This is a genomic window from Streptomyces sp. NPDC048275, from assembly GCF_040652275.1.
Taxonomy (GTDB): Bacteria; Actinomycetota; Actinomycetes; order Streptomycetales; family Streptomycetaceae; genus Streptomyces.
The window spans coordinates 18397-31549 of sequence record NZ_JBEZLR010000112.1; the positions used below are offsets into that span (position 1 = coordinate 18397).

Annotated in this window: 11 protein-coding genes; 9 read left to right on the forward strand and 2 right to left on the reverse strand. The window is 68.6% G+C overall.

Features of this window, described 5'->3' with window-relative positions:
* Nucleotides 1-112: 112 nt before the first annotated feature.
* Nucleotides 113-1351, forward strand: coding sequence for an MFS transporter (locus AB0D57_RS40255; protein WP_362085536.1), 1239 nt, complete (start codon nucleotides 113-115; stop codon nucleotides 1349-1351).
* A 122-nt stretch (nucleotides 1352-1473) separates the two neighbouring features.
* On the opposite strand, the gene AB0D57_RS40260 is transcribed toward AB0D57_RS40255, so the two are convergent.
* Nucleotides 1474-3342 (reverse strand): GAF domain-containing protein, encoded by a 1869-nt coding sequence (locus tag AB0D57_RS40260; protein WP_362085539.1) that lies wholly within the window; start codon nucleotides 3340-3342, stop codon nucleotides 1474-1476.
* A gap of 196 nt (nucleotides 3343-3538) precedes the next feature.
* Here AB0D57_RS40260 and AB0D57_RS40265 point away from each other — a divergent pair, with 196 nt between their 5' ends.
* The 7 genes from AB0D57_RS40265 (at nucleotide 3539) to AB0D57_RS40295 (ending at nucleotide 11339) form a co-directional block, all read left to right on the forward strand.
* Nucleotides 3539-5047: an aldehyde dehydrogenase gene (locus tag AB0D57_RS40265; protein ID WP_362085542.1), complete on the forward strand. Its 1509-nt coding sequence runs from the start codon at nucleotides 3539-3541 to the stop codon at nucleotides 5045-5047.
* An 81-nt stretch (nucleotides 5048-5128) separates the two neighbouring features.
* Complete coding sequence (locus tag AB0D57_RS40270; RefSeq protein ID WP_362085545.1) at nucleotides 5129-6532, forward strand: MFS transporter; 1404 nt, start codon at nucleotides 5129-5131, stop codon at nucleotides 6530-6532.
* A complete protein-coding gene (locus AB0D57_RS40275) occupies nucleotides 6529-7719 on the forward strand; it encodes an FAD-dependent monooxygenase (protein ID WP_362085548.1) in 1191 nt (396 codons plus the stop codon). Before AB0D57_RS40270 ends, AB0D57_RS40275 begins: the two co-directional genes overlap by 4 nt.
* A gap of 58 nt (nucleotides 7720-7777) precedes the next feature.
* Nucleotides 7778-8248 carry a hypothetical protein gene (locus AB0D57_RS40280; protein ID WP_362085570.1) on the forward strand — a complete coding sequence of 157 codons (471 nt, stop codon included), beginning with the start codon at nucleotides 7778-7780 and terminating at the stop codon, nucleotides 8246-8248.
* A complete protein-coding gene (locus tag AB0D57_RS40285) occupies nucleotides 8245-9219 on the forward strand; it encodes an amidohydrolase family protein (protein WP_362085550.1) in 975 nt (324 codons plus the stop codon). The genes AB0D57_RS40280 and AB0D57_RS40285 overlap by 4 nt, the downstream gene beginning before the upstream one ends.
* A gap of 60 nt (nucleotides 9220-9279) precedes the next feature.
* Nucleotides 9280-10641, forward strand: coding sequence for an MFS transporter (locus AB0D57_RS40290; RefSeq protein WP_362085553.1), 1362 nt, complete (start codon nucleotides 9280-9282; stop codon nucleotides 10639-10641).
* Between the two features lie 29 nt (nucleotides 10642-10670).
* The gene (locus AB0D57_RS40295) at nucleotides 10671-11339 is read left to right on the forward strand and encodes a VOC family protein (RefSeq protein WP_362085555.1); all 669 of its coding nucleotides are present in this window, start codon (nucleotides 10671-10673) and stop codon (nucleotides 11337-11339) included.
* Between the two features lie 49 nt (nucleotides 11340-11388).
* On the opposite strand, the gene AB0D57_RS40300 is transcribed toward AB0D57_RS40295, so the two are convergent.
* Nucleotides 11389-11751 (reverse strand): helix-turn-helix domain-containing protein, encoded by a 363-nt coding sequence (locus AB0D57_RS40300; protein WP_362085558.1) that lies wholly within the window; start codon nucleotides 11749-11751, stop codon nucleotides 11389-11391.
* Nucleotides 11752-11858: 107 nt separating this feature from the next.
* On the opposite strand from AB0D57_RS40300, the gene AB0D57_RS40305 reads away from it, so the two are divergent.
* Complete coding sequence (locus tag AB0D57_RS40305; RefSeq protein WP_362085561.1) at nucleotides 11859-12959, forward strand: NADH:flavin oxidoreductase/NADH oxidase; 1101 nt, start codon at nucleotides 11859-11861, stop codon at nucleotides 12957-12959.
* Nucleotides 12960-13153: the final 194 nt, after the last annotated feature.

A 13153-nucleotide genomic window follows, 5' to 3' on the forward strand; every position in this document is an offset into this window, starting at 1 on the left:
CGTGGGCGGCCGGCGGTTGCTGAGGGTTGCGTGAGGCCAGCGATGGCGCTGTTCGATCACTGTGAAGCATCCCCGAACCGTGCAACGCGGTTCTCTTCCCGAGAAGGTGTCCGTGTCCACTGATCTCCAGGCCACCGGCCGTCAGGTTCCGCGCGGGTCTGTCACCGGCAAGGCCGCACACGGCGTGCCCGGGTGGCTCGTCGTGCTGCTGGCCGTCGCCTCCGGTATGACCGTCGCCAACCTGTACTACGCCCAGCCCCTGCTGTCCTCGCTGGCCGATGTCTTCCACGTCAGCACGGCCGCCGCCGGCGGGCTGATCACCCTGACCCAGGTCGGCTACGTGATCGGCATGCTGTTCCTGGTCCCGCTCGGCGACCGGCTGGAAAAGCGCCGACTGATCACCACACTGCTGACGGTCACCACACTGGCACTCGCCGTGGCCGGCTTCGCGACCAGCTTCCCCATGCTGCTGATCGCCTCCCTGATCAGCGGAGCCACCTCCGTCGTCGCCCAGATCCTGGTCCCCTTCGCCGCGAACCTGGCCCCCGACCACGCCCGCGGCAAGATCGTGGGCCGGGTGATGAGCGGCCTGCTCACCGGAATCCTGCTCTCCCGCACCGTCAGCAGTCTGGTATCCGACCTCGCCGGCTGGCGCGTCGTCTACCTCGGCTCCGCTGTTCTGATGGCCATTCTTGCCGTGGCCCTGCGCACCGCCCTGCCGAGCCACGCCCCCACCACCACCATCCCCTACACCCAGGTCCTGCGTTCCACCCTGCAACTGGTGCGCACCCACCCGGCATTGCTGCGCCGAGGCCTCTACCAGGCCGCGATGTTCGGCGCGTTCAGCGCCTTTTGGACCACCGTCTCCTTCGTCCTGACCGGCCCCCACTTCCACTACTCCGCCATCGGCGTCGGCATCTTCGCCCTCGTTGGGGCGGCTGGCGCGGCCATCGCCCCGTTTGCTGGACACTGGGCCGACCGTAAACTCACCCGCCCCATGACCGGCGCCGCCTTCGCTGTCGCTGCACTGGCCTTCGCCCTCGCCGGTTTCGGGCAGCACAACATCATCCTGCTTGCGCTGGCCGCGATCCTCATCGACATGGCAGTGCAGACCACCCTCATTCTCGGCCAGCACACCATCTACCAGCTCGACCCCAGCGCACGCGCCCGCCTCAACAGCGCTTTCATCGCCACCTTCTTCATCGGCGGCGCCCTCGGCTCCCAGCTCGGCTCCCTCGCCTACCGCACCGGCGGCTGGACCACACTCTCCATCCTCGGCGCCGCCTTCCCCCTCATCGCACTCCTCTACTGGACCACCGAACACCGAACCCGCAACCACACCACCCACTGACCACACACCCAGCGATCCGCCGCGTCAGCGCCGACCCACCATCAGGGGCCGGCGCTGACGCGGTGCTGCAGACCGCATACGTACGATCTGTGCACCGGAAGGCGGGAAGCGCGCTGTAGGGGTCAGGCTGATTGCCCGCCCTCGGCGACTTCCAGGAGCATGAGAGCCGCACCAACCTCCACGATGGTTGATGGAGCGGACAGGTCGAGGCCCGCCAGCACCTCGATCCGCCGTAGGCGCTGGCTCACCGTGTTGGGATGAACGTTGAGCCGCTGGGCGGCTTCCGTCTTGCTGAGTCGGCTGTCCAGGTAGACGCGGAGCGTCTGCAGAAGGTGAGTGCCACGCCGCAGATCATGCTGCCGAACCTCCGCCAATGTGCGGTCCGCGAAGGCGGTCAACTGCTGGGCGTCGTTGAGTTGCAGCAGCAGGCCGGCGACCCCGAGGTGGTCCGGCGTCACGGTGGTGTCGCAACGGCCGGTGCGCAGCGCGACGTTGAGTGCGCCGCGAGCAGTCCGGTATGCCTGCTGGAAAGTCCGTTGCTCGGTGCCCGACACCGCGACGGTTGCCCCGTCGGCGTCCGGAACCGAGGCCATTGCGCGCCGTACCGAGGACGCGACAAGGGCGATCCGTTCCTTGTCGTCGGTGGCACCTGCCGTTGCCGGCGAGTGAACGCTGTCCAGTGGCCACAGTGCGACCACCGCTCCCTTGTGCATCGCGATCAGAGGTCTCGGCGTGTACTTGGCGGCGAGTTCGGCCACGTGAGCCAGGGCGCGCTGGTAGGCGAGGGACCGCCGGGGTTCGGTTGCCACGTCTAGTTGTCCGACGAAGGCGACGTGGGGGCGGGACAGGTCGTGGCCGAGCCGATCGGCACGCTCCCTCAGCGGGCGGGAGTCGGTGGGGGTGCCGCTCAGGATGTCGGCGAGCAGTTCTCCTCGCAGCCGGTGCTCGACCTCGACGCCGGTGCGCAGACGGAACAGCTCGAGCGAGATCACGATCGACGCGTGTTCGAGGGCACGTTCTTCGAGCGGTGACAACTCCGCCTCGCCGCGCGGCAGCCACACGCGGGCGACGACCTCCCCTGCCAGTTGGACCGTGGCGGTGACGTAGGCGCCCTTTTCCCGCACGATCCCGGCGCCGGGTTGTTGCAGCCCGTAGCCGTCCGGATCGAGGGCCAGCCCGGCTCTGGCGTCGGTGCTCGGAAGCTGAGCGGGCGGACCGGTCCGAGCGAGCACGGTGCCCCGGGCATCTTCGACGAGAACGGGACGTGACACGAGGTCCGCCAGCGTCGTGACGATGCCGTCCAGGCCGCCGGCCCGGAGCGCGACCGCCAGCAGGCGTTCGTGAATCTGCTCCGATTTCGTCACCAGGTCGCGCTGGCGGCGCAGCGAGCTGTTGAGCTGCTGGAGCTCCTCTACCATCTGCGCCGAGGTGAGTGCGATCGCGGCGTGGTTGGCCAGCAGCGTGAGCCGCTCGATCTCGTGGTCGGTGAAGGTGTGGACCGCTGAGTGGTAGCCATTGAGTGTGCCGACGACCTCGGCCCCGGCGACGAGCGGCACGGAGAGCATCGATCGGTAACCCTGTTCCTTCGCGACCCCTCCCCACGGTGTGAACTGGGGTTCGCCCGCGATGTCACGGACCGCGACGGGCAGACCTGACCGGAAGGCGCGACTCGACGGGGCATCGTGAACGTTGTCCCCCTGCAACCGCACGGGCCGGTCCGAGTTGACCCGCGCGACGTACTCGGCCGACAGCCCGCTCCATCCCTCGATGACCAGGTTCCGCCGTGCCGGATCGGGGATCAGGACTCCGCAGAAGTCGAACCCCAGCAAGGACCGCGCGGTCTCCGCGACCAGGTCGAGGACCTCCCGCAGGCTCCGCCCGGAGTTCACCGCTGTGGTGAGCGCGTACACGGCATCCAACCAGCGGCGGAGCTCGGCGAGCGATTCCGCTCCGCTCGACGCGGCGTTGCCCGTGCCACCCGGTGATGTCATCGGCATGTCTCCAGGATGGCATCCGGCCGAGTGTTCTGAGCGACATGGAGTGGCATGAAGTGTGTTCTCTCAAACATAGAGATGCGCATTTCTCGTCCGCATACTCGTCCGCAGTCCGGTGTACCGAGGCGTTGACGCCCGGCCGCGTGTGTCACGTACCGGACCCCGCAGTCCAGCTTCACTCGAAGGGCAACCCATGACGGAGACGACCACCTCGCGCACGGACATCGCCGCCACCTCGACAGCCGGGGACAAAACCGGTTCCCGGGCTCGGGCCATTCGCAACCCGGCCACCGGCGAGGTCATCCGCACCATCGCGGACAGCACGGTCGCCGAGGTGGACGAGGTGGTGCGGGTGGCGCGGGCCGCCTTCGAGTCCGGTCCGTGGCCTCGCCTGCCTCGCAGCGAACGAGCCAGGTACCTGCTGCGGGTCGCCGACGCGATCGAGGCGAGCAGCGGGATGCTGTTTCAGCTGGAGACGCGGAACAACGGCCGTCCCATCACCGAGACCAGGGCGCAGCTCTCGCGCGTTCCGGAGTGGTTCCGCTACAACGCGGGTTTGCTGGCCGCCCAGCGGGACGCCGTCCTGCCGAGCGACGGCCCCTACCTGACGTACCAGCGACGGTCGCCGCTCGGCGTCTGCGCCGTCATCACCCCGTTCAACCACCCGCTGCTGATCCTGGCGCGCAGTCTGTCCGCCGCGCTGGCCACCGGGAACACCGTGGTGATCAAGCCCTCCGAGATGACCCCGCTGACCACACTGGCGCTGGTGGACATCCTGCGCGATGCCGGGCTGCCCGAGGGTGTCGTCTCCGTGGTGACCGGCGGACGGGAGGTGGGTGAGCGGCTCACCGGGCACCCGGACATCGCCAAGGTCACCCTGACCGGAGGCACCGAGGCCGGCCGGGCTGCCGCGGTCGCCACCGCGTCCCGCTTCGCCCGCGTCACCGCCGAGCTTGGCGGCAAGACCCCGATCGTCGTCTTCGACGACATCGACCCGCGTGTCGCCGCTGAGGGGGCGGCCTTCGCCGCTTTCGTGGCAGCCGGCCAGTCCTGTGTCGCCGGTTCGCGGTTCCTCGTTCAGCGCGGGATCTACGACGCTTTCGTCGAGGCGCTGAGCGCCCGGGCGTCGGCGATCCGGATCGGGGATCCCGCCCAGCCGGGCACCCAGCTCGGGCCGCTGATCAGCGGCGTCCAGCGGGAGAAGGTCCTGCGGCTGATCGCGACCGGCATCGAGGAGGGCGTCCGCGTCACCGCCGGCGGAGGCGTTCCCGATCTGCCCGCCGAGCTGGGCGACGGCTACTACGTACAGCCCACCGTGCTGGCCGACGCCACCATGTCGATGACCGTCGCACGCGAGGAGATCTTCGGTCCGGTCGCGGTCGTCGTGCCCTTCGACACGGAGGACGACGCGGTCGCGATGGCCAACGACAACCGGTTCGGTCTCGGGGCCGGCGTCTGGACCCGGGACATCGGGCGCGGTCACCGCGTCGCGGATCGCGTCGTCGCCGGGATGGTGTGGGTCAACGACCACCACCGGCTCGAGCCGTCACTCCCCTGGGGTGGGGTCAAGGAGTCCGGTGCCGGCAGGGACGCCGGCCAGGAGTCTTTCGACGACTTCACCTGGGTCAAGACCGTCGTGGTCCGCACCGCCGCGGACGACGTCGACTGGTACGGGAGCACCGAGCCCGGCCGTCTCAACTAACCACTTCGCTCTCACGCGGCATCACCCCCACTGGTTCCGACGACGACTCCTGTCCGGCAACGTCCAACGAAGGACCTGCACATGTCGAACACAGAGGCCGCCCTGCCCGACAGCGGCCGGCGCACGGAGATCACCCGGATGCAATGGCTCGTCCTCCTGGGGACGACGATGGGCTGGGCCCTGGACGGCTTCGCCGGAAGCCTTTACGCGCTGGTCCTCGGGCCGGCCATGATCGAGCTGCTGCCCCACAGCGGCATTGTGGCGAACGCGAGTGGTATCGGCTTGTACGGCGGGCTGACCGTGGCCCTGTTCCTCGCCGGCTGGGCGGTCGGCGGGATCCTGTTCGGTGTCCTGGCCGACTACTTCGGGCGGGTCCGGGTGCTGTCCGCCGGTGTCGTCACCTACGCGGTGTTCACCGCGCTGGCGGCGTTCGCCGACACCTGGTGGCAGTTGGGCGTGCTGCGGTTCGTCGCCGGACTCGGCTCGGGCGTCGAGGCGCCGGTGGGGGCCGCGTTGGTGGCCGAGGTATGGCGCAACCGACACCGCGCCCGTGCCTGTGGCGTGATGATGTCCGGCTACGCGGCCGGCTTCTTCGTCGCCGCGCTCGCGTACGCCCTGCTCGGCGACCACGGCTGGCGTCCGATGCTGGGCATCGCGGTGGCTCCCGCCTTCCTGGTCTGGTTCATACGCCGGTACGTTCCCGAGCCGCCCGAGATCAGGGACGTCATCGAGGCGCGCCGGACACGGAAGGCGCGCGGCCACACCGCCGAGGAGGACCGGTTCGTCCTGCGCCGGCTGCTCGCGCCGCCTTTCCTGAGCCGCACGGTCATCTGCACGACGCTGGCCACCGGCTCGCTGATCGCCTTCTGGAGCGTGTCGACCTGGTATCCGCAGATCATCCGTCAGACCGCCGCTGCCGGCTCGCTGTCCCCGGAGGTGGGCAACAGCCACGTCGCCGTCGCTTCGATGCTGTTCAATGCGGGCGGCATCGTCGGCTACGCCTCGTGGGGCTTCCTCGCCGACGCGGTCGGACGGCGCAAGGCCTTCGCCATCAGTTTTACGGTCTCCGCCGCCGGCATCGCCTACCTTTTCCCCTTCCAGCACAGCTATGCCGAGTTCCTGGCTGCCCTGCCGGTCGTCGGGTTCGGCCTGTTCGGGGCCCTGTCGGGGACGTTCGTCTACGGCCCCGAGCTCTTCCCGCCCAGCGTGCGAGCCACCGGTATGGCGCTGTCCAACAGCATCGGCCGCTTCATCACCGCAGCGGGTCCGCTCGTGGCCGGTGTCATCGCCGTCTCCTGGTTCGGCGGAGACCTGGGGCTGGCGACCACCTGTGTCGCGGCGGTCGGCCTGATCGCGGGTGCCGGGCTGGCCTTCGCACCCGAGACCCGCGGGGCGGAACTCCCGAGCGACCCCGTACACCTCGGTCCGGACCCGGCCAAGGCGCCGGCGGCCGGACCGAACACCAGCAAGGAGATGTACTCATGAACGCGTACGACGGCGCCACTGCGGCAGTCATCGGCGGGTCGATCGGCGGCCTCACCACCGCCCTCCTCCTGCGCGACCTCGGCTTCTCGGTCGAAATCTTCGAGCGGACCCCCACCGCCCTGGACGGCCGCGGCAGCGGCATCGTGCTGCAGCCGGACACGTTGCGTTGGTTCACCGAGCGCAGCAAGCAACACCCGGAGACCCTGAGCACCTCCACCGACTGGGTGCAATACCTCGACACTGACAACCAGATCGTCAGCCGCGAGAGAAGGACGTGGAGTTACACGTCATGGGGCACGTTCTACCGCGCCCTGCTCAGCGACTTCGGGATGGACCACTACCACCTGGGCGAGTACGCCTGCGGGTTCGACCAGAACGAGCGAAACGTCACCGTGCGGTTTGTGAGCGGGCGTGAGGTGACCGCGGACCTGGTGGTGTTCGCCGACGGAATCACCTCGATCGGGCGCGAGCGCCTCGACCCGGACGCGGGTCTCACCTACTCCGGTTACATCGGCTGGCGCGGAACGGTCCCCGAGAAGGACCTGTCCGACGGCACTCGTGAGTTGCTGCGGGATTCCATCTCCTACACCGTCGTGCCCCACTCGCACATCACGCTGTACCCGATCCCGGGCGAAGGTGGGACCGGGCCGCAGGACCGGCTCATGAACTACGTCTGGTACCGCAACGTGCCGGCGGGCCCCGAACTGTCCGAGATGCTGATCGACAAGCGCGGAATACCGGGCACGGTGTCGGTCCACCCGGCCCAGGTCCAGGACCGTTACGTCAACGAGATGCGCGAAGCCGCGCGGCGGATGCTGTCGCCCGCGGCGGCCGAGGTCGTGACCTCGACGGCCACGCCGTACGTCCAGGTCGTGTCGGACGCGCGGGCGTCCCGGATGGCCGAGGGCCGGGTGGCCCTGATCGGCGACGCCGCGTGTGCCGCCCGGCCGCACGCCGCGGCCGGCACCGCGAAGGCGGCAGCCGACGCCTGGGCCCTGGTCGCCGCGCTGGAGGAGGCGGAGGGCGACATCAGCGCCGCCCTGCGCAAGTGGGAGCCGGTCCAGCTCGAGCTCAGCGCCCGGCTGCTGGAGCGGGTCGTCGCGATGGGCGAGCGGTCCCAGTTCTCGAACACCTGGACGCCCGGAGACCCGAGCCTGCGGTTCGGCCTTTATGGCCCTGGGCGATGACGCCGGCCGCCGACGCGCGCACGTACGAAGAACCACCGCCGATGGACATGGAGGCATGATGACCGACAACAGCTTTCTCACGGACCTGCCACTGGCGGGCGACCTTGTCGCCACCGGATTCGACGGATGGTCGCAGGAACTACGGGAGGAGTTCGAGGCACACTCCCACGACGGCTGGGTCGGCTCCCGTCTGCTGAGCGAGACGTCACGGCTTCGCGTGTGGGAGATCCGGCTGGCACCCGGTGAGCGCTGGCACGCCCACCGGCACGTCCTCGACTACTTCTGGACCGCGGTGAATCCGGGACGCAGCCGCCAGCACACACACGACGGGACGGTCCGGGAGGTCTCCTACTCCGCCGGGGAGACCCGGCACTTCGTCTTCGGCCCGGGCGAATACCTCCTGCACGACATCGAGAACATTGGCGACACCGAGCTCGTGTTCACCACCGTCGAACACCTCGACAGTGCCAACCCGCCGCTGAACATCCATGGTGACGGCTCGATCGGCCTGCAGGAGCGACAGTCGTGATCAGCTCCCCGATCGCCGATGGAGTGATCGACGTTCATGCCCACTGGCTGCCCGCCGAGCTGTTCCACCTTCCTCCGGGAGCACCGTACGGGGGGATGCGGGACCGGGACGGCGAGCTCTACCTCGGCGACATTCCGCTGTCCATCTCGACGCGGGCCATGAGCGATGTCCCGGCGACCCTCGCGGACATGAGCGCCGCCGGTGTGGGCGTGCGTGTTCTGTCCGCGCCGCCGTTCGCGTTCCCCGTAGGAGGCGGGGCGGGTGCGGGTACCTACGTCACGGCCTTCAACGACGCGCTCTCCGCCGTGGTCTCCGAGGCCGGCGGCAGGCTGCTGGGTCTCGGAATGGTGAGCCTCGACGACTCCGACGAGGCCCGTGACCAGATGGAGCGACTGGCACAGACCGAAGGCATCGCGGGCATCGCGCTACCGCCGCTGCTCGCCGGTCAGTCGCTGGACCAAGGCGCCCTGCGCCGCATCCTGACCGACGCCGAGGACCTCGCCCTCGCCGTGCTCGTCCACCCGATGCAACTGCCGCGGCCGGAGTGGTCGGACCACTACCTCGCCAATCTCATCGGCAACCCCGTGGAGAGCGCCACCGCCGTCGCCGCACTGATCCTGGGCGGTGTCAAGGAACAACTGCCGCGGCTGAGGATCTGCTTTGTGCACGGCGGAGGATGCGCACCAGCACTCCTCGGACGATGGACCCACGGGTGGCACACCCGAGCCGACGTACGCGCCCACTCGACCCGGCCGCCGAACGACGTCTTCGGTGAGCTCTTCTTCGACACCGTCACCCATGACCCCGGGCTGCTGGAGCTCCTGGCCGCGCACGCTTCCAAGGACGGGATCGTCTGCGGGAGCGACTACCCGTTCGACATGGCGCAGCAGGGCCCGGTCCGCTTCGCCACCGATCACGGACCGGATGCCGAATCACTCACCTCCAACGCGCGTGCGTTCCTCGGGCTGTAACGGCACATCGACCACATCGACCACATCGACCACATCGATCACTCTGAGAAGGATCTCGTTGTGACGGACGCCTCGCTCGTCGAGCGCCAGGCCATCAGAAAAGCCGCGATCCGACTGGGACCACTGGTCCTGCTCCTGTACACCGCGGGCTATTTGGACCGAGTGAACCTCGGGACGGCCGCGCTGACCATGAACTCGGACCTAGGCATCAGCACCGCCGCGTTCGGCTTCGCCACCGGGATCTTCTCCGCGGGTTATATCGCCCTGCAGATTCCCAGCAATCTGGCGCTCAACAAACTGGGCCCACGGCGATGGCTCGGTTTCCTGACGATGTCCTGGGGCGTCGTCGCCATGCTGACGAGCCTGATCCAAGGCGAGAGCAGCCTTGTCGCGGTCCGGATCGCCCTGGGTGCCGTTGAGGCGGGACTTCTTCCCGGGATGTTCATGTACCTGACGATCTGGTTCCCGCCGCGCATGCGGGGACGGATCACCGCGGTGGTCTGCCTGCCGTTCTACGCGATTCTCGGCACTCCGTTGTCCGCGATCATCATGCAGTACGCCAACGGCCTGATGGGCTTGGCCGGATGGCGGTGGATGTTCCTTCTTGAGGGAGCACCAACGATCATCATCGGGCTGGTGCTGCTCCGATTCCTGACCGATTCGCCCGCGACTGCCGCCTGGTTGTCGGAGGAGGAGCGGGCAGCCCTGGTGCGGGTCACCTCGACGGGGGAGGCCGTAGAGAAGCCGAAGATACGCGCAAGGGACATCTTCGACCGCCTTCGCGACCTCCGCCTGGTCACCCTCTCGCTGGGCGTCAGCCTCCTGTGGGTCGGCTTCGCCGCCATCACCTCGTTCCTGCCGCTGATCATCGCCGGCTTCGCCGAGCACGCGCACACAAAACTGAGCGTGGTCCAGACAGGACTTCTGTCCGGCCTGGTCTACATCCCCGCAACACTCGTCGCCATGGCGTGGGTCTCCAGCTCCGACCGGCGCAACGAACGGGTGTGGCACGTGGCCTGGGGAGCACTGCTGGCCGCCGCCGGCACCGTGCTGGCCGTCAACGCGCCCAATCTCTGGCTGACACTGCTCGGTACGCTCCTGCTCACGTCCGGCATTTACGCCGCCCTCTTCCTCGTCTGGCAGATCCCGATCGGGCACCTGAGCGGCCCCGTCGCCATGTCGGTCGGCATCGCCATGACCACGATGCTCGGCAACATCGGCAGCTTCATGGCGCCCTACATCGTGGGATGGCTGCGCGACGCAACCGGAAACTTCGACAGCGGCCTTTACTTCATCGCGGCCTCGCTCGTCGCCTGCGCGGTCGTCACCGTGGCCGGCAACCGGATACGGGCGAAATCACCCCACACGCTTACCACCACCCACCACCACGACGACGACGTCGAAGAGATCATGGCCCGCTGACCAGGGCCAGCTGACCAAGGACGGGCACATTGCTGCATATCGACCATATCTCTCTAGGGTCCCGCAACATCTATGGAGGCACTGAACGGCTCTGCGAGGAGACGGGGTTCGGGCAGTATGAAGGGGGCTGGTTCCCCCACCTCGGCATCGCCAACCGCATCGTGCCGGTGGGTCCGGACCAGTACATCGAGGTCGAAAGCGTCATTGACGCCTACTCCCCGCAGACCAACCCGAACGCCCGCTGGTTCTACGACCAGATCGAAGGGGGCGACGTCTTCATCGGCTGGTGCCTGCGCGTCGACTCGCGCGACGAACTGGAGGAGATGGCGAAGCACTTCGGCACCGACATCATCGACAAACCATTGCGCAAGCGGACGGACGGCGTGCAGCGCAACGCGATCCGCGTTCCGGAGACGATTCCCTGCTGGCAGCGGGGCCTGCCCAACGTCTTCCTGATCGAAGGCCTGTCCGAGCACCCGGCGGCGCAGCCGCGCTCGGGGCAGACGACCACCCCCCAGGGAATCACCTGGATGGAGGTCGGCGGCACCGAGAAGGACATGCGCTCATGGCTGGGCGACGGGGCAGCCGACCTGCCCCTGAGGTACAACGGCGAACGCCCCGGTCTGTACGCCGTGGCCGTCGCCACCGAACAGGGCGAAGTGGTCATCCGCCGCACGGCTGTCACTCAGCCCGAGTAGCCCGTCGAGGCTGCGGCCGCCGTTGACACGCGGCCGCAGCCCGCCCCGCTCAGGTGCCGTCGGGCCGGGGGCGCCCGGCGACGGCCGCGAGCACGGAGTCGAGCAGGCCGGGGAAGAGGGCGTCCAGGTCGTCACGGCGCAGGCCGTTCATCTTGGCCGTGCCCCGATAGCACTGGGTGATCACGCCGGCCTCCCGCAGCACCCGGAAGTGATGGGTCGATGTCGACTTGCTGACCGCCAGCTCGATGTCCCCGCAGGCCATCTCGCCCGGCGAGCCGGCCAGCGCCTGGACCACCCGCAGCCTCATGGGATCGGCCAGCGCGTGCAGCACCGCCTCAAGACGGACCTCGTCCCGGCGCGGGTGGTCCAGAACCCGGCTCGGGGTGGGCGTGGTGCTCGCGGGTGACGGCATGGCTCCATAGTACGAGACATCTCGTAGTTTGATGCATGTCGTAGTACGGTGAATCTCGTAAGAGGCGCCGGAAGATTCTGGCGTGCCCCACCCGGAGGAGAATGTCTGTGACCACGCTGTTCCAGCCGTACACCCTGCGATCGCTGACCATCCCCAACCGGGTATGGATGGCGCCCATGTGCCAGTACTCCGCCGCGGCCACCGGGCCCGACACCGGCGCGCCCAACGACTGGCACTTCACTCACCTCGCGGCGCGCGCGGCCGGTGGCACCGGGCTGATCCTCACCGAGGCCACCGCGGTCAGCCCCGAAGGCCGGATCAGCCCCTACGACCTCGGGATCTGGAATGAACAGCAGGTCACCGCGTTCCGGCGCATCACCGCGTTCCTGAAGGAGCAGCAGACGGTACCGGGCATCCAGCTCGCGCACGCCGGTCGCAAGGCGTCGACCGAGCGCACCTGGGTCGGCGGCGGGCCGATCGCCGCGGACGACGAGTACGGCTGGACCCCGTCGGCGCCCAGCCCGCTCCCCTTCAACGAGGACCACACCGTCCCCGACCAGCTGACTCACGCCGAGATCGCCGAGACTGTCCAGCAGTTCGCCGACGCCGCCCGCCGTGCACTCGACGCCGGCTTCCAGGTCGCCGAGATACATGGCGCCCACGGCTACCTGATCAACCAGTTCCTCTCCCCCTACAGCAACCACCGCACCGACGAGTACGGTGGCTCCTTCGAGAACCGCACCCGCTTCGCCCTCGAAGTCGTCGACGCGGTACGGGCGGTGTGGCCGGAGGAACTCCCGCTGTTCTTCCGTATCTCCGCCACCGACTGGCTCAGTGAGAACCCCGAGGACGACCGCCAGGGCTGGACATCCGACGACACCGTCCGCTTCGCACCCCAGCTCCAGGCCCACGGCATCGACCTGCTCGACGTCTCCACCGGCGGTAACGCCCCCGGAGCCCGTATCCCCGTTGGCCCGGACTACCAGGTCCCCTTCGCCGACCGGGTCAAGGCCGAAACCCAGCTGCCCACCGCAGCCGTCGGCCTGATCACCGACCCTGAGCAGGCCGAGAAGATCCTCGCCAACGACAAGGCAGACGCCGTCCTCCTCGGCCGCGAACTCCTGCGCAACCCTTCCTGGGCCCGCCACGCCGCCCGTCAACTCGGTGGCGACATCCAGGTACCGCGGCAATACCACCGCTCCGTCTGAACCGGCGCCGCTCTCGGGGGAAGCCGGATCGCCGTAGTGTGGTGTCCTGGGATGTACGAGGGCCAGTCGTCGACGGCGTAGGGTCATGTCCCCTGTAGTGCAACGCCAGTGCGTTAAGGATGTGTGCGCCCTGTCAAGAGGGCGGGACCTCTGGTAATTCGCATGGTGTCGAAGCCATTGCGAGTGTCCCGGAG